At 70.6% G+C, this 20019-nt stretch carries 17 protein-coding genes and 1 pseudogene; 10 read left to right on the top strand and 8 right to left on the bottom strand.

Annotated features, from left to right (window positions below; all coding sequences use genetic code 11):
- Positions 1 to 387: 387 nt before the first annotated feature.
- Positions 388 to 1512, bottom strand: a complete 1125-nt coding sequence (locus tag ACIBTU_RS02875) for an RICIN domain-containing protein (protein WP_399124093.1) — start codon at positions 1510 to 1512, stop codon at positions 388 to 390.
- Between the two features lie 207 nt (positions 1513 to 1719).
- On the opposite strand from ACIBTU_RS02875, the gene ACIBTU_RS02870 reads away from it, so the two are divergent.
- Positions 1720 to 4017: an ATP-binding protein gene (locus tag ACIBTU_RS02870; RefSeq protein WP_399124092.1), complete on the top strand. Its 2298-nt coding sequence runs from the start codon at positions 1720 to 1722 to the stop codon at positions 4015 to 4017.
- Positions 4018 to 4316: 299 nt separating this feature from the next.
- Here ACIBTU_RS02870 and ACIBTU_RS02865 read toward each other — a convergent pair whose 3' ends face one another.
- Positions 4317 to 5285, bottom strand: a complete 969-nt coding sequence (locus ACIBTU_RS02865; protein WP_399124091.1) for a TIGR01777 family oxidoreductase — start codon at positions 5283 to 5285, stop codon at positions 4317 to 4319.
- 664 nt (positions 5286 to 5949) lie between these two features.
- On the opposite strand from ACIBTU_RS02865, the gene ACIBTU_RS02860 reads away from it, so the two are divergent.
- Positions 5950 to 6525 (top strand): RNA polymerase sigma factor, encoded by a 576-nt coding sequence (locus tag ACIBTU_RS02860; protein WP_399124090.1) that lies wholly within the window; start codon positions 5950 to 5952, stop codon positions 6523 to 6525.
- Entirely contained in the window at positions 6522 to 6893 is a 372-nt protein-coding gene (locus ACIBTU_RS02855) for a hypothetical protein (RefSeq protein ID WP_399124089.1), read from the top strand. The genes ACIBTU_RS02860 and ACIBTU_RS02855 overlap by 4 nt, the downstream gene beginning before the upstream one ends.
- Positions 6894 to 7113: 220 nt before the next feature.
- Here the strand turns inward: ACIBTU_RS02855 and ACIBTU_RS02850 are convergent, their stop codons facing one another.
- Entirely contained in the window at positions 7114 to 7947 is an 834-nt protein-coding gene (locus ACIBTU_RS02850) for a carbohydrate-binding protein (protein ID WP_399124088.1), read from the bottom strand.
- A 38-nt stretch (positions 7948 to 7985) separates the two neighbouring features.
- A complete protein-coding gene (locus ACIBTU_RS02845; protein WP_399124087.1) occupies positions 7986 to 8936 on the bottom strand; it encodes a helix-turn-helix domain-containing protein in 951 nt (316 codons plus the stop codon).
- Between the two features lie 80 nt (positions 8937 to 9016).
- Here ACIBTU_RS02845 and ACIBTU_RS02840 point away from each other — a divergent pair, with 80 nt between their 5' ends.
- Positions 9017 to 9937 carry a LysR substrate-binding domain-containing protein gene (locus ACIBTU_RS02840; RefSeq protein ID WP_399124086.1) on the top strand — a complete coding sequence of 307 codons (921 nt, stop codon included), beginning with the start codon at positions 9017 to 9019 and terminating at the stop codon, positions 9935 to 9937.
- Positions 9938 to 10057: 120 nt separating this feature from the next.
- On the top strand, positions 10058 to 11434 hold the full coding sequence (locus tag ACIBTU_RS02835) for an alpha-lytic protease prodomain-containing protein (RefSeq protein ID WP_399124085.1): 1377 nt from the start codon (positions 10058 to 10060) through the stop codon (positions 11432 to 11434).
- Between the two features lie 172 nt (positions 11435 to 11606).
- Here ACIBTU_RS02835 and ACIBTU_RS02830 read toward each other — a convergent pair.
- Positions 11607 to 11907 (bottom strand): annotated as a pseudogene (locus tag ACIBTU_RS02830) (CoA-transferase); the annotation flags it as partial.
- Between the two features lie 287 nt (positions 11908 to 12194).
- Here ACIBTU_RS02830 and ACIBTU_RS02825 point away from each other — a divergent pair.
- The gene (locus ACIBTU_RS02825) at positions 12195 to 12824 is read left to right on the top strand and encodes a DUF4232 domain-containing protein (RefSeq protein ID WP_399124084.1); all 630 of its coding nucleotides are present in this window, start codon (positions 12195 to 12197) and stop codon (positions 12822 to 12824) included.
- 422 nt (positions 12825 to 13246) lie between these two features.
- Here ACIBTU_RS02825 and ACIBTU_RS02820 read toward each other — a convergent pair whose 3' ends face one another.
- Positions 13247 to 14158 (bottom strand): NAD(P)-dependent oxidoreductase, encoded by a 912-nt coding sequence (locus ACIBTU_RS02820; protein ID WP_399124083.1) that lies wholly within the window; start codon positions 14156 to 14158, stop codon positions 13247 to 13249.
- An 86-nt stretch (positions 14159 to 14244) separates the two neighbouring features.
- On the opposite strand from ACIBTU_RS02820, the gene ACIBTU_RS02815 reads away from it, so the two are divergent.
- Both ACIBTU_RS02815 and ACIBTU_RS02810 read left to right on the top strand, forming a co-directional pair.
- A complete protein-coding gene (locus tag ACIBTU_RS02815; RefSeq protein ID WP_399124082.1) occupies positions 14245 to 15228 on the top strand; it encodes a helix-turn-helix domain-containing protein in 984 nt (327 codons plus the stop codon).
- Between the two features lie 313 nt (positions 15229 to 15541).
- A complete protein-coding gene (locus tag ACIBTU_RS02810; protein ID WP_399124081.1) occupies positions 15542 to 16147 on the top strand; it encodes a cadmium resistance transporter in 606 nt (201 codons plus the stop codon).
- Positions 16148 to 16236: 89 nt separating this feature from the next.
- On the opposite strand, the gene ACIBTU_RS02805 is transcribed toward ACIBTU_RS02810, so the two are convergent.
- Complete coding sequence (locus ACIBTU_RS02805) at positions 16237 to 17310, bottom strand: GNAT family N-acetyltransferase (RefSeq protein ID WP_399124080.1); 1074 nt, start codon at positions 17308 to 17310, stop codon at positions 16237 to 16239.
- Between the two features lie 30 nt (positions 17311 to 17340).
- Here ACIBTU_RS02805 and ACIBTU_RS02800 point away from each other — a divergent pair, with 30 nt between their 5' ends.
- Both ACIBTU_RS02800 and ACIBTU_RS02795 read left to right on the top strand, forming a co-directional pair.
- Positions 17341 to 17808, top strand: coding sequence for a MarR family winged helix-turn-helix transcriptional regulator (locus ACIBTU_RS02800; protein ID WP_399124079.1), 468 nt, complete (start codon positions 17341 to 17343; stop codon positions 17806 to 17808).
- Positions 17809 to 18014: 206 nt separating this feature from the next.
- Entirely contained in the window at positions 18015 to 18854 is an 840-nt protein-coding gene (locus tag ACIBTU_RS02795; protein ID WP_399124078.1) for an NAD(P)H-binding protein, read from the top strand.
- A gap of 187 nt (positions 18855 to 19041) precedes the next feature.
- On the opposite strand, the gene ACIBTU_RS02790 is transcribed toward ACIBTU_RS02795, so the two are convergent.
- Positions 19042 to 19950: a LysR substrate-binding domain-containing protein gene (locus tag ACIBTU_RS02790; RefSeq protein WP_399124223.1), complete on the bottom strand. Its 909-nt coding sequence runs from the start codon at positions 19948 to 19950 to the stop codon at positions 19042 to 19044.
- Between the last annotated feature and the right edge of the window lie 69 nt (positions 19951 to 20019).

Here is a 20019-nt window from a genome sequence, read left to right as displayed (position 1 = left end):
GGCTGACCTGCAGTGATGCATGACTGATACACAGCCGTGCGGTGGCGGAGGCACAGTTGAGCGTCCGCGGTGACCTGGGGCTCCTGTCGACCGTCGGTCTACGCACGCGCGAGGGCGGCGCGTTCCGCCTCGGCCTATGCCCGGCGAGGATGACTTTGCCGAGTGAGCCCATGGTGGGCGGCTTCCGGTGTCGTGCGTGCCTCGGCGATGCGGCCGAGCCGGCGGAGCGCGTGACGCTCTGCCGTACGGGAGATGAAGAGCCGGGGCGTGCCGGTGACGCGGCCGGCCGTGTGCCACCCTGTGCTGCGTCACCGGATCGGCGTGCGGGGTGACCGCCGTCGTGCACGGCGCTGCCGGTGCCATCGTCAAGGAGTTGGTGGGCGCAGGTTACTGGGCAATCCCGAACTGCTGGTCCTTCGCGCCGTTGCACGTCCAGACGCCGAGGGTCTTGTACGCCTCGTCGTACGTGAGGCAGTCCTGGCTGGAGTTGCGGATCTGGAAGGTGCCCGAACCGTTGGGGACGATCTCCCACTGCTGGGTCGAACTTCCCTTCCACGGCGCGAGGTTGGCCTGGTACGTCGTGGTGTTCGTGGTGAGGGAGAGGCCGAGGCCGTCGTCGATCCGGTAGCGGCCGTTGGACAGCGGCGTCACCACCCACAGCGCGCCCGGGGTTCCGTACTTCCCGGCCACGATCTTCGCGCCGGACTTCGCGGCGTTCGGCACGGCGGCCAGGCTCTGCTGGGTGTGGATGTAGACGGGAACGATCGTGGGCGGGGCGGCGGAGGCGGTCGTGGTGAGAGCCAGGGGCTGCTGGGGGGTCATCTCGCCCTCGGGGTAGATCCGCGGAATGTCCGGGCCCACGGGGGTACTGGGACTACGGTTCGTGATCGGGACCTCGCCACCGGGAGAGTTGGGGATGTAGGTCGGGGAGAAGTCCACGTACCCCGTGCCGCCCTCGGTCCTGCGCGTGTAGTTCCCGGAGAAGCCCCAGTTGATCCAGCCGCCGTCACCCGGGTTCTCGAATGTGCCGCCACCGGAGAACACCCAGATGCGGAAGGTCTGGTCCTCTCGGGACGTCGGGTCGTCCCAGTCGACGTCCATCGTGAAGGCGACGTCCTTGAAGTCCTCGTGGTAGTCGTGAACGAACCACGGGTCGCCGAAGGCGTTCTTGCCCTTGATGTCGAAGATCATGACGTTGTACCAGTTGCCGACCTCGGTGTCGATCAGCGTGAGCAGTTCCTGGACGAACTCGCCACGCGTCCGCTTCGTGTTCGCCTGGTCCTCCTGGGACGCCAGGATGCACGAGGTCAGCCCGGAACCGATGCCTCCGTGCCCCGGCGAGACGATCGACGCGGCATCGCAGTCCTTGTGCACCTGGTCCCGGCCGTCGTCTCCCGCGGGCGGAAGTCCGATGTCAGGCAGTGTGTACGCGGAAGCGGGAGACGTCGCTCCCAGGACGGGCGTCAGCGCGAGCGCGCCGACCATGACCGCACGCGCGATCTTTCCGAACATGACCAGCTCCAGGCAGGAATAAAGGGGAGGGACGAGTAGGGGGACGGGTCTGAGCCCCCGTCAGTCCACCACTGGAACCGTGGCCGCCACGAGGCAGTCTTACCGGCGGAAGTACGGCTCGCCCACTTCTGCCGGAACACCTGCTCCTTCACATGTGCCCTGCTCTACTCCTCTGTCCGCTCCCAGCCCCGCACCGGAGAACGCACGATGAACATCCCTGCCGGTGCCCCCGCCGACGATGCCACCGCCGGCTTCGGGCCGCTGCTGAACCGCCTGCGCACGCGCGCCGGGCTCAGTCAGGAGGCCTTGGCGCACCGGGCGGGGGTGAGTGTGCGGGCGCTGGCCGACATGGAGCGGGGGCGCACCCGAGGTCCGCAGCGTCAGACGGTCGCCGCGCTGGTGGCGGCCCTGTCGCCTGACGCGACCGACGCGGAGGCGCTGGAGCGGGCGGCGACTCTGGGACGACCGCGACCACGGACGCCGGTGCCCGCGACGCCTGCGGGGCTGGCGTTGCCGCGTGACGTACGGGACTTCACTGCCCGCGAGGCCGAGCTCGTGCGGCTTCGTGCTGTGGCGCTTGCGGCCGGTCCCGCTCATCCGGTGGCGGTGCTGGTGACGGGGCAGCCGGGGCTGGGCAAGACAGCGTTCGTCGTGCGCGGGGCGCACGACCTGGCCGGACGCTTTCCGGACGGGGCGTTCGCCGTCGATCTGCGGGGCACGCGAACGGATCCGGCCGAACCTCACGACGTGATGCGGCGCTTGCTGCGTGCGCTCGGAGTGGAGGAGTCCGCTGTGCCGCACGACCGCGAGAGCCGGGCGACGCTGTTCCAGACGACCGTCGCGGAGCGGCGGATGCTGATCGTTCTGGACAACGCGGCGGACGAAACGCAGGTCAGGCCGTTGCTGCCCGTGTCGGGGCCGGCGCTGACCCTGGTGACCAGCCGCTGTGCGCTGGCCGGGATCGAGGGGGCGCACCGGATCGCGCTCGATGTGCTGCGGCGGGAGGAGTCGATAGCGCTGCTCGGCCGGGCGATCGGTGCCGAGCGGGTGGCGGCAGAGCCGCAGGCCGCACGTGACCTGACCGACCTGTGCGGACAACTGCCCCTCGCCTTGCGGATCGCGGCGCAACGACTGGCGGCCCGGCCGGGCGAGCGGCTCGGACGCCTGGTGTCTCAACTCGAGCAGGAGGAGTCTCGGCTGGATGCTCTGCGGGCCGGTGATCTCGAGGTGCGAGCGGCGTTCGCGCTGTCGTACCGGCAACTCACCCCCGACGCACAACGGATACTGCGGCGGGCGACGCTCGCCGACGGGGTGGACTTCTCGCCGCAGACCGCGTCGCTGCTGGCCGGGTGCACGCTGCGGACGGCGCGGCTGCTCGCGGAGAGTCTTGCCGATCGTGGGCTGCTCCAGCCCGATCCGGCCGTCGAGCGCTACCGCTTCCATGATCTTCTACGGCTGTTCGCCGCCGAGCAGCTGACCGAGGACGAACCCGTCGAGATGTCGGCCGCACGGGAGCACGCGGCGCTGTGGACGCTGGCCAGGGCGCGGGCGGCCGCGCTCCACTACGACGGCGAGCGCGCGCCCGACGGTGATCCGCATCCGCCGACCGCACCCCGGAACGCGGACGAGGCGCGCGACTGGCTGGAGGCCGAACGGGCGCAGTGGACGGGTGCGCTGCGGCAGGCGCTCGCTGACGGGCACCACCGGGAGGTGCTGGACACCGTGGAGGCCATGTACTGGTTCTCGGACCGCACCCAGCACTGGGAGCAGTGGGCGGAGGTGTTCCGCTGCTCGGTGGCCGCCGCGCGGGCACTCGGCAGCCGTCGCGACGAGGCCGTGCACCTCAACTACCTGGCCTGGTCGTGCAATCTGTGCGTCCACGACTACGTGGCGGGCCTGGCGGCGGCCCGCGAGGCCCTGGCCGCCGCCCGCGCGGCCGGAGATCTCCTGCAGGCCGGCTGGGCCTTCGGCTACGGGGCGGGGGCCCTGCACCACCTCGGGCGGGCCGAGGAAGCGCTGGCGTGGCTGAAGGACTCGGCGGACTGCCACCGGGAGAGCCCCGCGCCCCAGAGCAGGCCGGCGGAGCTGTCGACACTCAACGCGCTGGGCGCCCATCTGCGGTCCATGGGGCGGCCGGAGGAGGCGCTGGCCATCCACCGGGAGAGCGAACGGCTGTGCGACACCGGCCTCTCCGGCCAGCCCGAAGCCATCGTCACGCTGTACCGGGTGCACACGCGGTACCACCTCGGCCTCGACCACCGCGCCCTGCACCGCTGGGAGCGGGCCGAGCAGTTGCTCCGGCGTGCCCTTGAAGGGTTCGAGGCCGCCCATGTGGCCGCGTGGAGCGAACAGGCTCGGCTGGACCTGGCCGTCGTGCTGCGCCGCCTCGGCCGCACCGCCGAGGCGCGTACGGCTCTGGAGGCCGCCCGCCGAGGGCTCACCCGGCAGAATCATCCGCGCCTCAGGGAGGCGGACGAGGAACTCGCGGCCTTGACGGACGCGTAGACGAATGGGTGCCCTGCTCTGCCATGCCAGTTCGCCTCGATCTTGTCGGAGGGCCGGGGGCAGTCGTCACTTCTTCCTGACGGAGCCCAGAAGGCCTCTTCCTTTCAGGACCTCTGCGGCATCAGCCTGGACGGCACGAAGGTTCTGAGCTTCTCCGAGTGGCTCGAGGAGGACCAGGCGGTCGCCCACATCGAGGCGGTGTGGGCGCCAGTGCTCAAGCAGTTCGGAGGTACGGGGAGGCTGTATCGACACTTCGGGACGTATGTACGGTGAGGCCCAAGCCGCATTCCTGGATCCGTTCACCGGGGTGCCGAGGACGATCTCCGCCCCCGTTTGTGCACCCGACGCACCAGCTCATCTGCAGCCTGCTGCCACTGTGCATACTGAAACTCGAAGCCGGCCTGAGCCAGTCGGCCCGGGACGACACGACGGCTCTTCAGCAGCAGTTCCGTGTCGGAACGCAGAGCGAACGCGCCCACCTCGGCCATCCACTTCGTCGCAGGCAGACCGACCGGCACACCGCACGCGGAGCGCAGGGCGCGCATGAACGCGCGCTGCGGCAGCGGATGGGGAGCCGCCAGGTTCACCGGCCCTACGATGTCCTCCCGGTCGATCAAGAACTCCACCGCGCGCACGAAGTCGTGTTCATGGATCCACGACACGTACTGTGCTCCACCGGCGACCGGGCCGCCCAGCCCCAGTCGGGCCAGTCCACGCAGGACGGCGAAGACCCCGCCGCGGTCCGGGCTCATCACCATGGCCGAGCGTAGAGCGACCTTGCGCGTGGCCGGCGTTTCGGCCTGCTGTTGAGCGTTCTCCCAGGCCTTGGCGATCTCGACGCTGTACCGCCAGTATCGCGGCACGCGCGGTTCGGCGCCGCCGATCAGCCCAGTGGCCTCGTCGTTGGGGGCGTCGAAGCGGTGCGCGTACACCGTCGCCGTGCTCATCTGCAGCCACACCCTGGGCGGGTGGGCGGCGCCCGCGATCGCGGCGCCCACGACCCGGGTGGAGTCGACCCTCGAGTCCATCATTTCCTGCAGGTTGGCCGCTGTGTATCGGCAGCTCACCGTACATCCGGCCAGATTGATGACGACGTCGCTGCCGTCCACCGCCTCCGTCCAGGGCCCCAGAGTCCGACCGTCCCATTGGAGCTCGCCCTCACGTTCGGGGCGCCTGGTGAGAATCACGACCTCGTGTCCGGCCGCGTCGAGTGCACGCTTCAGGATCGCGCCGACCTGCCCGGTGCCCCCTGGAATCACAATCTTCATCGGCTCCCGCTCCCTTGTCGTGGGTGAGCCTAAACCAAGAACTGAACACGTTCAAAATTAGCGTGCTCGTGATTCAGTCAGCTTCGCCGTGGCCGCGTCGGCGGTCGAGCCAGGCGCCAAACACCGGCGTGCGGGCCCTGATAGGCGCGTTCTGGGGCGTGGCAGCGAGAGTGGACAACCGGGGGCCCGCGACGCCCCGCGCCGCAGGTAAACCGGGGCAGGGCAGGGCTCCTCGCATACCGCCGGGCCGGGTAACGCGTTCGGGGCTTGATGCCGCATCCAAGAGCGGCGAAGACTGCACCACCGTAGTTGTCCTGGGTGACGCTGGCGGCGGTGATCACGGTCCCTATGACGAGAGGGAAACCGGCTGAGCCATCGAGAACGTTCACTGTGGACAGGGCCGGCATCTGCCGGGACAGCACGCCGAACCGTCTCGAGGATCTCCTACGACCGGGGTGAATCCTTTCCGGGGTTCCCCGCCTCTTATCCGTGTACCGGCCGCGTGGGCCGACGGATATCAGGAGGAAACCATGGTCGTTGGCATCATCGTGATCGGCGTTGTGCTGGTGTCCGCGTGCAGCGTGCACCTCATGAGGCGCTGGAAGAAGAGCCATGGCTGACAAGTTCCTTCACACATTGCGCCCTCGGGGCAGGAGTAGGACCCATGACACGACGCTCACCCTGGCCGGACGATCGGCTGATCAAGGCCGCCCAGGACGGCGACGTCACTTCGCTGACCGCTGTCGTCCTCGAGTCGCAGCCTCACGTGCGCAAGTTCGCCCTGTCGCTGTGCGCCTCACCGCAGGACGCGGAGGACGCGGCGCAGGAGGCGTTGATCATTCTGTACCGGAAGCTCGGCACGCTGCGCGCTACCGGCGCGCTCGCCTCGTGGATGTTCCGGATCGTGCGCAACGAATGCCTCCGCCAGGTACGGCTGCTCGTTTCACCCAGTGACCAGACGGCAGCCGAACCGGAGACGTCCGCGGAGCAGTCCGCCGAGGAAGCAGTGCTGCGCCAGATGGAAGCGGAACGGATCGCGGCCGCGGTGAGTGCACTTCCCCGTGACCAGCGCCAAGTCCTGATCATGCGAGACATCCAGGGCCTGCCCGGCAACACCGTCGCCCGATCACTCGGTCTCAGCAACGCCGCGATGAAGTCACGGCTGCACAGAGCCCGCACAGCCTTGCGTCACTCACTCACACCGACCAACCAACCAGCCTCAGGAGAGGCACGACCATGACCAACGTGAAAACCGCGAAGCACACGAACACCCCGACCGCCGTAAACCCCGCAACGCCCCAGACGAACTTCGCCAGCAAGACCGTCCCACGCCACCTGGCGCGCGGCGCCATCGGCTTCGGACTGATCGCCGGCTCGATCGCCCTCGTGCCCGCCTTCGGCCCCGCCACCCTGCTGGCAGCCCCGCTGGCCCTGATCGCCTTCCGCGGCTGCCCCACCTGCTGGATGGTCGGCCTGGCGCAGACCATCACCCGCGGCCGTCTCGAACGCAACTGTGTGAACGGCGTCTGCACCCTCTCCAAAGCGGACCCGAAGAGGACCACGGACGCGCCGACATCCGGCATCACCGTCCCGACCACACCGCAGTGACCACCCGCCCCGAGTAAACACGAACAGCAGGCGCGCGGCAGCGGCGGGAGGACCGCGGCGTCGGGCATCAGCCGAGCAACCCCGCTGGTCTGCCACACTCGGCGGGAGCGTGGCCGATCAAGTCGGAGTGAGTACCCCGAGCGTGACGCACGTCGAATTCGGGACACGGCCCCGGGGCGGCGGTGACGGCAGCGTGTACCCGCTCCCCCGGCCGCCGAGGTCAGACGAGTTGCCACAGAGCCGGGGCGTTCGGCGGCTCCCATCCGGGCTGGGCCGTGTGTCCCTGCAGGCAGCGGTAGTTACGGCCGCCGTAGGTGACCGTCGCGCCGGTCCCGTAGGTCGTCCCCACGGCCCAGGTGCCGCCGGTCGGTGGGTCGCTGGGGTCGCCGCCGCCCGGGTCCTGGGGCACGTCGAGGACGAAGTCGAACGATGCCTCGCGGCCCTCTCCCCCGTCGCGCACCGCCATCAGCAGGCGTGGGTCGTAGATCGAGTCGGTGTTGTTGCGGGGCTCGTTCGGGAAGTACAACTGCGTGGTGAGGACCGGGCGGCCCGGTGCCTGGACCTTCACGTGGATGTGCCGGGTGCGTCCGGGGTAGAGGCCCGGCACGATCGTGGTCAGGGTGAAGGAGCCGTTCGAGGCCGTGTACTGGTGGCCGCGGAAGCGGAAGCCGGTGTTGTCGTAGGCGCCGTTCGTGTCCGCTTGCCAGAAGTCCATCAGCGCGCCCGATATCGGGCGGCAGGCCAGGCCGAAGACGTATCCGGTGAGCGTGAGCCGCATGCCGGGCGTCCCGGCTTCCAACAGGCTCGTGCGCTGCGGGGAGTTCGGCTTGAAGTACGGGCCCTCGATCTGGCTCGGTGTCGGGTCATCGCCGTCGTCGCAGGCCGGGGTCACCTCGACCGGGGTGCCAGCGTCGGCGAACGTGCGGGCCAGGGCGGGGGTGCCCGTCATCGCTAGGGGCACGGCGGCGCCGGCCGCGAGGGCCGCGCGCAGCACCGTCTTGCGGCTGACGAGCGGGGAGTGCGAAGGGTGCGGTGGGTTCGTCTGGCTGTCCATGCCTGCTCCTTGTGGGGGCTGTCGGATCGCCAATGAACCTAGGGACGCCGCCGCGGTGCTTCGAGGGACTGGTGGTGGTGACTGTGGTGTTTTCGGAAGGCGCCGGGGCTCGATCCGGTCTCACGGCGGAAGAAGCGGCTGAAGTAGGCGGGGGCGGCGAACCCGGTGCGGTCGGCAATCTGTCTTACCGAGAGGCTGGTGTGTGCGAGCAGCCGTTGTGCCTGTTGGGCGCGGGCCTCGATGAGCAGGCGTCCGGGGCTGCGGCCGGTCGCCGCCCGTACGGCCTCGGTGAGGTAGCCGGGGGTGACGCCGAGGCGGCGGGCGCACTCCCGGACGATCCAGTCCCGCTCGGTGGACGCGGGCGCCTCGCGCCGGTCGGCGAGCAGCCGGGCGAACGCCTCGGCGACGGCGCCGATCCGGCCCTGCGCCGGCCGGGACCTCGCGGCGCGCTCCGGCAGACGGTCCGCCCGGGTCACCAGGACGTGCAGCAGGGAGCGCAGCACGCTCTCGTAGCCGGGGTTCCGCTCGCCGTACTCCCGGACCAGCTCGTCCGCCAACAGGCCGATGCGCGCGTCCTGTTCGGTGTCCAGGCCGAACCAGGACCGCTCGCCGAGGCGTCGCAGGACGGCCCGGTCACCGGGGTGGTCGACCAGGAAGTCCTCGGTGAACAGCACGAGGGTGCCCGTGAGGTCCCGGTCGGACTCCCAGTGGTGGACCTGGCCGGGGCAGATCACGGCGAGGTGCGGGGGGCTCAGCCTCCAGCGCGCGAGGTCGACCACATGGGTGCCGGTGCCCGCGGTGACGTGGACGATCTCGTAGAAGGTGTGCCGGTGCGGTCCGCGGTCCCTGGCCAGCGGCCCCAGCGCGTCGAAGCCGCCCGCCGCGAAGGGCGTGGCGCCGGGGCCGGCCGTCTCCAGCCGGTGCAGGGGTACGTCTCCGGGGTGCGGAGGGGCGCACGGTGTTCCAGGTAAGACAGTCGTCCTGAACATCGGCCCATCGTCCCGCCGCCGCCACAATTGGTCCATACCAGCCTCTTGCTCCTGTCCCGCCCGCCCCGCAAGCTCACTGCATGGAGCTGGAGTTGCGGCATCTGAGGACCATCCGGACGATCGCCGAGGCGGGCAGCCTCACCCGGGCGGCCACCACGCTCGGGCTCGCCCAGCCGGCGCTGAGCGCACAGCTCAGACGGATCGAACGAGCCCTGGGCGGAGCCCTGTTCGAGCGGGGCAGGTACGGCGTGCGGGCCACGGCCCTCGGCGAGCTGGTCCTCGAGCGCACCCGGGTCGTGCTGCCCGCCGTCGCCGAACTCCAGATGGAGGCGACCCGGTTCGCCCGGGCCCGCCAGGAGCCGGAGCGGCTGCGGCTCGGCGGCACCCACGGCCCGCTGCTCGGCGCACTGCTCGAGCGGCTCACGGACATGGCGCCCGGCGCCGCCGTCACCACCAGCGCCTCCTGGTCCGAGCGCGAGCTGGCCGGTCAACTGGCCGACGGACGACTGGACTTCGCCCTGACGGGAACCTGCGGATCGGCCACCCCGCCCGGCCCCGAGCAGCTCGTCTGGCGGGAGATCGCCGTGGACCCCGTCCTCGTGATGCTCGCCGACGACCACCCGCTGGCCGGCGCCGGTGAGATCGGCCTTGCGGCGCTCGCCGACCAGGAGTGGGCCTGCGTCCCCGGCGACGGCTGCTTCGCCGACTGCTTCACCGCCGCCTGCGCCCGCGCCGGATTCAGCCCGCGCCGGATGTACGAGACGGACACGGCGTCCTGCGTCCATCTGGTGCGGGTCGGCCGGACGGTCGGCCTGTGCCGGGCCTCGTTCCCGGCCACGCCCGGCATCTCCTTGCGTCCGGTCACTGGAACGCCCCTGGTCTGGCGCCATCTGCTCGGCTGGCACGCGACGGCCCAGCGGCCGGAACTTGCGGCGCAGGTCCTGGATCAGGCCCGCAGCGCGCACGCGGGCCTGATCGGCCCGGAGCAGCGCGTTCCATAACACCGGGGCAGGGGGTCGGCTGACGTCTTATGCCGCCGGCCCGGCGCTCCTACGGTTTGGGCACTCCCCGCACTCCCCGCACTTCCCGCACTTCCCCGAACCTTCCGAGGAGACCACCCCATGCTCCAACGACTCCGCAGACCCGCCCGCACCCTGTGTACGGGGGCCATGGCGGCCGGTGCGCTGCTCGTGGCCGGGCTCAGCGGCTCCGCGAACGCGACCGCGACCGCGACCGCGACCGCCGACCCGACGTCACACCGTGCGCCGTCCGCGGCGCAGACCATGAGGACCGCCGAGGCCTCGCCCGCCGTCATCCACGCCATGCAGCGGGACCTCGGCATCAGCGAGCAGCAGGCGTACGCCCGGCTGGCCAACGAGGCCGAGGCGGGCGCCACCGCCGGACGGCTACGTCTCACGCTCGGCAAGGACTTCGCGGGCGCCTGGGTGCGCGGCGCGGATTCGGGCGCCCTGACCGTGGCGACGACCGACGCCAAGGACGTCGCGGCGATCGAGGAACGCGGCGCCACCGCGGCCGTGGTCGGCCACTCCCTGGCCGACCTCGACGCCGCGAAGGCCCGCCTCGACCGGGCGGCGGCGAAGCGGGGCACCACCGACGCGCCCGCCTGGTACGTCGACGTGCGCTCCAACACGCTCGTGGTGGAGGCGGTCCGGCCGGCCGCCGCGCGGAGTCTGCTCTCCGCGGCCGGGGTGGACGCCTCCCTCGCCCGGGTCCTGAAGACCTCCGAGCGGCCCCGCCCGCTGTACGACCTGCGGGGCGGCGACGCGTACTACATGGGTGGCGGCCGCTGCTCGATCGGCTTCCCGGTCACCCGGGGCACCACGCAGGGCTTCGCCACGGCGGGCCACTGCGGCCGGGCGGGGACCAGCACCAGCGGCTACAACCAGGTCGCGCAGGGCACCTTCCAGGCGTCGATCTTCCCCGGCAACGACATGGCCTGGGTCGCGGCCAACAGCAGCTGGACGGCGACACCGGTCGTCGCGGGGAACGCGCAGCAGGTCGCCGGGTCGACGCAGGCGACGGTCGGCTCCTCGGTCTGCCGCTCCGGTTCCACGACCGGCTACCACTGCGGCACGGTCCAGCAGCTCAACACCAGCGTCGCCTACCCCGAGGGCACCATCTCCGGCGTGACCCGCACCTCGGTGTGCGCCGAGCCCGGTGACTCCGGCGGCTCGTTCATCTCCGGCAGCCAGGCCCAGGGCGTGACCTCGGGCGGCTCCGGCAACTGCACCAGCGGCGGCACCACGTACTTCCAGCCCATCAACCCGCTGCTGCAGAACTACGGCCTCACCCTGAAGACGGCCGGCAGCGACCCGGGTGAGCCCGGTGAGCCGGGCGGCACCTGGGCGGCGGGCACCGTCTACCAGCCGGGCGACACGGTGACGTACGGCGGCTCCACCTACCGCTGCCTGCAGTACCACCAGGCGCAGGGCGGCTGGGAGCCGCCGAACGTGCCCGCCCTGTGGCAGCGGGCGTGACCGCCGCCCGCTGACCGGCTCCGGCCGTGTGCCTGTCCGAACGACGCCCGTCCCGAGTCCCGGGGCGGGCGTCCGTGACGTCAGGGGTTGGCCTCCAGCGGTCAGACACCGTGATGTCCGCTGAGATCTTCTCCGTCAGCCGGGCCACGGTGTACCGCGTCCTGGAGCGCGCAACCTCGAGGTACCCGCCGCGCATCATCGCGAAGGAGTCGCCGTGGTGGAAGTACGACGCCCAGGGCGACTCGGTCACGGGGACCTTGCCCGCGTTGATGAGATCGGGGTCGATGGCGTCGCCATGGGCTTCGGGGCCCATGCCGAGCATGCCGTTCTCGATGTGCAGGGTGATTGCCGTCTGCCGGGTCTCGGTGGTTGGAGACCTTGGTCGGCTGTCCGATACCCAGGTTGACGAACGGTCCGGGCGGGATGTCGCGAGCCACGACGGCCGCGAGCGTAGCGCCTCGTTGTCGTGCCATCCGCTCCTGCCCGCACCAGCCTGTCGACGTAGATCGAGGGGGTGACTACGTGCTCGGGATCGATGCACCGACCGGCCGCAGCTGGGACACCTGGACAACGGTGGAGGCAGCGGCGCCCCTACCAGATAACGCCCCCTCGCCACACCGTCCGCATCATGCGTGGAATCCAGACAACGACCGCGCGGCAGCGGGAAGGCGACGAAACGGCGACGGCGCCGGGCAAGGTGGTGATTACAAGTAGCCCGCCGACGCGGGGGGGGCTGCACCGGAAACTGGAGAACATCATCATGACCCGCACCCTCGCTCGCACGAGCGTCCTTGTCGCTGCGGCCGCGGTCCTGAGCATCACCCTGACCGCCTGCAACGGCAACGACAACGCGTCGGGCACCACGCAGGCCAGCCCCGCCTCGTCGGCGGGCGAGGCGGACGGCACCGGCGGGAGCGACCAGGGCGCCGACACCAGCGACGGTGACACCAGCGAGGGCAAGGTCGACATGTGCCGCTCGGGCGTGCTCGACGCCGCCACCGCCGCCAACAACACCACGGACGACACGAACGGCGTCGTCACCGTCACGTTCAAGAACGTCGGCAGCGCCGAGTGCCGCATCAGCGGCTTCCCGGGTGTCGACATCAAGACGTCCCTGGGCGACACCTTCTCCGTGGACCGCAACGGCGAGCAGGCCGTGCCGCAGATCCTCAAGGAGGGCGACACCGCCGCCTTCAACATCACGTTCCCGGTCAACAACAGCGGCGGCTCCGGCGTGAAGCTGACCGACATGGTGGTGACGCCGCCGAACGAGACCGAGCCCTTCACCCTGAGGTGGCCGGCGGGCACGCTCGCCGTCACCGACGGCGAGGATGGCGGGAAGATGGAGCTCAGCCCGGTGGGCAAGGTCAGCGACTCACCGGCCGGCTGATCCCACTCTGGGATGGACGCACCCCTCACCCGAGCCGGACTCGCCGGAAAGCGTTACGGTGGCGAGCAGGGCCTGGTGCTGCATCCCCCGTCAGCACCAGGCCCTCACCGTTGCCGTACGGGGTCCACAGGTGTCACGCGGAGCCGGGGCGCGCGGGCATGCCCCTGCCTCGCGATGGATACCCCAGAGGTGTGACGGCCCCGCCGTTGCTGCTGACGCCGACTGTCACCACGCGGGCTGATGGCCGGCCCGGCCGCGCTCACACTCGTCCTGCCCTCGCCATCGTCCACGGTCGTTCCCCAGACCTCCCCCCTCCCCGTGCGCACCACAGCGGCCGCGGCGCCCGCCGACCCGACCGGCTACGGCGTCGATTTCGTCGACGCCTGGCTGCGTGCCGATGCCGACGTTCCAGAACAGAACACCTAGCTCGCACGAAAAGCGTCGATCACGCGCGCGTAGCTGTCCTTCCCGTGCCCGGCGGCCACCATCTGGCGCATCAACTCCAGGTGCAGTTCGGGCAGTCGGGGGTCGATGCCCCGGTCGGCCCCCGCGTGCAGCAGGTGGTCGATCGCGGCGACCTGCACGTCGATGGTGGCGTCGTGGCCGGGGTACTCGCCCGCGTCGATCTGTTCGGCGTACCCGGTCATGAACCAGGAGACCGTCTTGAGCCAGCGGCAGGCGATCGTCGTGAAGTCCTTCGCCGTGACCCCGTCCGCGCCGGTGAGCGCGGTGGCGTGCAGCCAGCCGCCGAAGACGGACCACATGAGGCCGAGCAGTCCGGAGTCGTACAGCGAGGCGAGCCCCGGGTCCGTCCCGAGGTCGACCGGGTCGCCGAGGGCGGCCAGGGTGTCGTGGTGTGCGGCCAGGACCTCGGGGGCGCCGCTGTAGAGGAACATGTGGGCGCTGTCGCCGACGCCGGGCGGTGTGGTCATGATGCCGCCGTCGAGGTAGGCGATCCCCCACCCGGCCGCCCACTTCGCGTGCTCTCGCGCCTGTTCGGGCGAGCCGGAGGTGAGGTTGACCAGGGCCTTGCCGTGCAGCGACTCCCCTACAGGTACGAGGAGTTCGCGTACGGACGGGTAGTCGAGGAGGCAGACCAGGACCAGGTCGCTCGCGGCGACGGCCTCGGCGACCGTCTCCGCGCGCACCGCGCCCCGGGCGACGAGGGGCCCGGCCTTGTCGGGACTGCGGTTCCAGACGGTCGTGGTGTGCCCGGCGTCCAGGAGGGCGCCGGCGAGCGCCGAGCCCATCTGTCCGAGTCCGATGACGGTGACGTTCTGCGCATTCATGGGTGGTAACTCCCTGTCTGCGGTGGCCCCTTGGACAAGATCCACGCTCGCAGGGGCGGAAGCGGGCTGACAGTGACAGGACTGACGAGGTGCGCAAAATACCTGCCACTGGGGCGGGTTAGGATCGGGGAGTGAGTACAGGTGTCGTCGCCGTGGCCGTCGTCCCCGACCCTCGCTCCGGGGTCTCTCTCTGGGAGCTGTACGAACTCTCCATCGCCTGCGCGGTGTTCGGCATCCCCCAGCCGGACCTGGCCGACCCCTGGTACGAGCTGAGGCTCTGCGGGAGCGCTCCGGCCGGGGCGATCTCCCTGCGCACGGAGTACGGCCTGGACGCGCTCGTGGGTGCCGACACGGTCATCGTGCCGTCCGTGCCCGACGCGGTCGTCGAGGACGGCCAGGAGGTCCCGGCCGAACTGGTGGCGGCCCTGCGCGCGGCCGCCGCCTCCGGGGCCCGGATGGTCTCCCTCTGCACCGGCGCCTTCGCGCTCGCCGCGGCCGGGCTTCTCGACGGCCGCCGGGCCACCGCGCACTGGAGCCACACCGCCCAGCTGGCGGCCCGCCACCCCGAGGTGGTCGTCGACGACTCGGTCCTCTACACCGACGAGGGAGGGGTCCTCACCAGCGCCGGGGCCACCGCCGCGCTCGACCTGTGCCTGCACCTGGTCCGCCGCGACCTGGGGGCCTCGGTCGCCAACCAGCTGGCGCGGCGCCTCGTCGTGCAGACCCACCGCTCGGGGGGCCAGGCACAGTTCATCGAGGCGCCGATGCCCCGCGGCGATGACGCGGGCCTGGCTCCCGTACTCCAGTGGGCGGCCGAGCGACTGCACGAGCCGCTCACCGTCGACGACCTGGCGCGCCGGGCCGGGCTGAGTCCGCGCACCTTCTACCGGCGGCTGCGGGAGGCGACCGGTACGACACCGCTGCAGTGGCTGTTGCAGCAGCGCATCGGCCGGGCGCAGAGCCTGCTGGAGTCGACCGACCTGCCGGTGGAGCAGATCGGCGACCGCAGCGGCCTGGGCACGGCGGCGAACCTGCGCCACCACTTCACCCGGACGGTGGGGGTCTCCCCCACCGACTACCGCAAGTCGTTCAGGCCACCGGGGCTACCCTCGTAATACCGGGACGGCGCTTGTACGCACGAAAGCAGGCGTGCAGAGGACGAGCCAGGAGCCTCCGCCGGGCAGTGGCGAGCAACCCGACGCCGGCCAGAGCAGTGCCGACCACCTCTGCAGCGATGTCGTTGAGACCGTCGACGACGATCGTTCCGCATCGTGGGCACACCATCATGACGGGCACCATTCCCCAGGAACATGGCGATGCCGCCTCGGCAAGAACCCTGCGACAGCACCCGGCCTCAACCCGGCGATCGCCGCGGGACGGCTCCCGGTAGCGTCACGGGGACACCCGCACTGAAGGAAGCAGCCACTCGTGGACCTGGGCATCATCGGGCAGGCCGCCGGGCTGTTCGCCGTCACCAACATCGACGACATCCTGCTCCTGGCGCTGTTCTTCGCCCAGGGCGCCGACCATCCCGGTTCCACCCGCCGCATCGTGCTGGGCCAGTACCTGGGCTTCGCCGCGATCCTCGCCGTGGCGGTGGCCGCCGCTTTCGGAGCGACCTGCCTTCCCGAGTCGGCCATCCCCTACCTCGGCCTGCTTCCTCTCGCCCTGGGCCTCAAGTCCGCATGGCAGGCCTGGAAGGACCACCGCGGCGGCGACGAAGCCGAAGGGGAGGAGCCGGCCAAGGAAGGCGGACCCGGCCCGCTGGAGGTCGCCGCGGTCACCTTCGCCAACGGCGGCGACAACATCGGCGTCTACGTGCCCGTCTTCGCCACCTCCGGCATCGGCGGCATGACCGTGTACGCCGTTGTGTTCCTCGTGCTCGTGGCCGTGTGGTGCTTCGCGGGCAAGTTCTTCGCCACCCGACCCGTCATCGCCAAGGCCCTCGCGCGCTGGGGCCACATCCTGCTGCCCCTGGCCCTGATCACGATCGGCCTGCTCATCCTCATCGAAGGCGGCGCCTTCGGCCTGTGATCTCGCCGGGCAAGCCAGTGCGGTTCAGCCACCCCGATGCCGGCCGGGTCCTCAATCCGCTCGCGCGAGCGGACCGCCAAGTCACGTTTCTACGGAGTTGCATCCTTGGCCAGGCGGACCGTTCCGTCGTCTCCGGTGCGTGCCTCGGGCTCGGACCGGTACCCCTCGCTCTGGTAGAGGGCGATGTTCTGTCGGCTGTGGGCGCCGGTGTGCAGCACGATGCGGCGATAGCTCGGCTCGGCCGCGGCTTCGGCGGTGCGCAGCAGCCAGCGGCCAAGTCCTTGGCCCCTCAGGTCGGGTACGACGCCGAGTCGGCCCACGTGCCAGTCGGTGTCGACCTGTCGGGCCCGCACCATGCCGAGCAGTCGGCCGTCCCGCCACAGTCCCATGGCGTGCCAGGTCGCCAGCCACTCGGCTGTCTGCTCCAGCGATTCGTGCAGTGCCGGGATGGCCAGGGTGTCGTTGGCGAGGGCCTCGTCCACCCAGCAGCACCGCTGCAGCACCGTGACCTCGGGAGCGTCCTCCGGGGTCAGCCGCCTCACATAGGAACCAGGCAGCGGGCCGGGAGACAGGCCGGGACGTCCCGCTTCGCGCATCGGACGCAGGGCGTGGGCGACACGGACCAGTTCGTCCAGGACACCGACGGCAGCCCCGGTCAGCGCCGCCTTCGGGCGGATCTGACCGTCTTCGACCGAGTCACTGATACGTATCGCGACTGTGCGTCCCAACGGCACCAGGCGCAGGGTGGTCACCACCTGCTTGGCGTGCTGGACGGAGCGTGTGCCGGCGGAGGTGTTCCCGTAGCTGATGAAGCCGATCGGTTTCCATGCCCACTCGTGTCCGAGGTAGTCGAGGGCGTTCTTCAGGGTCGCGGGCATTCCGTAGTTGTACTCGGGCGTCACCACGATGAAGCCGTCGGCGGCGTCCACAAGGGCGCTCCATCGTCTGGTGTGTTCGTGGGCGTAGACGCCTGAGGAGGGGTGTTCCTCTTCGTCGAGGAAGGGCAGGTCGAGGTCGCCGAGGGGTACGGGTACGAGTTCGGCGCCGAGTTCTCCTGCGCGTGGCGTGAGGGTGTCGATGAGCCAGGTGCCGATCGCCGGGCCGAGGGCGCCGGGTCGGGTGCTGCACACCAGGACGAGGACACGCACCTTTTTCGTTGACATGGAAATGAACGTAGCCGGTAGATTGGTTCCATGTCAAAGAGTTCTTCCGCTGAGAATGTGCGCTGGCTGGACGCGGACGAAGAGCGGGCGTGGCGGGCCTACCGGCGCATGGTCGTCGCCGTGCAGGCCGCCACGGCACGCGACCTGACCGCACTGGGGCTGTCCGAGCCCGACTACGAGGTGCTCAGCACGCTGTCGGAGCGGCCCGACCACACCAGCACCCTGCGGGAACAGGCCGCCAAGATGCAGTGGTCCCGCAGCCGGCTCTCCCGGCACGCCACCAGGATGGAAGCGCGCGGCCTCCTGCGACGCGCACCCGACCCGGCGGACGGCAGAGGGTGTTTTCTGGTGCTCACCGAGCACGGCCTGGACACGCTCAAGGGCGCCGCGCCCGCCCATGTCGACTCGGTGCGACGCCACTTCATCGACCGGCTCACGCCCGAGGACCTCAGCACCCTCGAACGCATCACCCGGAAGCTCGAGGACAGCGAAGGCTGACGTCGAACGCCGGTCGGCCGCACACCCACGACGACGACCGGCGCGAGGCGCCCCGATCAAGATGCCGGCGCGCCACCGCCGGCCATGCACCGCTCGCCAGTTGGTCAGGCACCGCTCGCCGCCATGAAGGACAAGATCTGTCCTACATGATGCCTAGCGTGTGCATCAGGACGTACGGACAAGCACGTGAGTCGGAGGGAATCATCATGATCCTCGTGATCGGCGCGACCGCGCACTTCGGGCGGCAGACGGTGGAGACGCTGGCGGGCGCCGGGAGGCAGGTGCGGGCCTTGTCTCGCGATCCGGAGCGGGCCGGACTGCCGGACGGTGTCGAGGTGGTGCGGGGGGACTTGACCGATCCGTCGACGCTCGGACCCGCCCTGCACGGCGTGACTGAGCTACTCCTGGTGCTGCCCTACGGCTTGGACGCGCGGCCGCTGCTGGAGCGGGCGCGTCAGGCGGGGGTGCGGCACGTGGTGTTCCTGTCCTCCGGAGCCGTCGTCGACGGCGCAGATCGGCAGCCGGACGTGATCGCCGCCTACCACGCGGAGGTGGAGCGGCAGATTCGGGCGACGGGCGTCGAGTGGACGTTCCTGCGCCTGTTCTTCCCGGCGGTCAACTCGCTTGCCTGGGCGATGCAGTTGCGGGGCGGCAATGTGGTCAGCGGCCCGTACGCGGCGGCGGACGCCTCGGTGGTGCACGAACGTGATGTCGCGGAGGCTGCCGCCGCGGCACTCGGTTCCCCCGAACACGCGGGACAGGTCTACGAGCTGACGGGCCCTCAGTCACTCACCCAGATCGAGCAGGTGGAGGCGCTCGGCCTGGCCCTGGGCCGGGAGCTGCGTTTTGAGGAGGTGGCGGACCAGGCTGTGCGGCAGCAGCTCAGTCAGTTCATGGACGCCGACTTCGTGCGGGCCCTGCTCGATCTGATGGCGGCCACGGTCGGCAAGCCGGCGGCGTTGAACGACAGCGTCGAGCGGTTGACCGGCCACCCGGCGCGCCCCTACGCGCAGTGGGCCGCAGATCACGTGGCGGACTTCCACTGACCGCGACGCGTCAGCCTGCGGTCTTGAGACGGCGTCCGCTCCAGCGGATGCCGTCTCACTGCGGATGCCGTACTCACTGCGGATGCCGTGCTCACTGCGGATGTGGGCACGTTCCTTGCGCTGCGCGACGAGCAGCAATCGCGGGGGGGCTGAAAGGCGCCATCAGGATTGCGAGTGACTCGCTCTGTCACTCATGACCCGGAAGTGGTGGGTCCGGATTGTGGCGCAGCGCGTCCAGCACGGCGCGGACTGCCGCGCGGGGTGGTGAGCCGCGGCGGATCGCCGCCGTGATTCTGCGTGTCACCGGAGTTGCGAGTTCCCTGGTGGCCACGCGGTAACGGCTGTGGTCGACGGCCAGGCCGGGGAGCAGCGCGATCGACAGCCCTGCCTCGACGTGCTGCAGGGTCATCATGTAGTTGCTGAACCGGCACACCACCCGCGGCTCGAACCTCGCTTGACGGCACAGGCGTTGGGCGAGATTGGCCATGTACGACTGTGGCATGTCGAACGCCCATGGCTCGTCCGCGTAGGCGGCGAGGTCGGCGGCGCCGCGCCCGGCCGCGGGATGCTCGGGCGGGACCACGAGCAGGATCGGGTCCTTGCCCAGCGGTACGAGGTCGAGGTCCGGCCCCAACGGCAGCTCGTCGAAGTCCGTGGTCGTGATGACGATGTCCACGTCGCCGATCCGCAGCGCGGGTACGCTCTCGTGCGGCTCCAGCTCCAGCAGCTCGATCTCAAGGTGCGGATGCTCGCGCACCAGCCGGGTCACCGTCGGCACGGCGATGGAGTGGATCGCGCTCTGGAACGCCCCCAGCCGCACCAGCCCGGCCGGTTCATCGCCGAACCCCCGCAGCTCCGTCTCGACGCTGTCCATGTGATCGAGGATGGCTCGCGCCCGCCGCGCGAGGATCAGCCCGGCCGAGGTCAGCCGCACCCGGCGTCCCGTGCGTTCAAGGAGCTGTGTGCGTGTCTCGGCCTCGAGCACGGCAAGCTGCTGAGACACACTCGACGGGCTCAGGTTGGCGGCCTGCGCGACCGCCCGGACGGTGCCCAGCGTGTCCAACTGGCTCAGCAGCCGCAGCCTCCAGGGATTCATCACGCACCCTATTGTTGTGCGGTTCTGCCGAACAGAACAGCTGGAATTGTGAGATGGACCTGTCGCTCA

The organism is Streptomyces sp. NPDC050145 (assembly GCF_044460245.1).
Lineage (GTDB): Bacteria > Actinomycetota > Actinomycetes > Streptomycetales > Streptomycetaceae > Streptomyces.
This window is presented reverse-complemented; position numbering and strand designations above follow the sequence as displayed.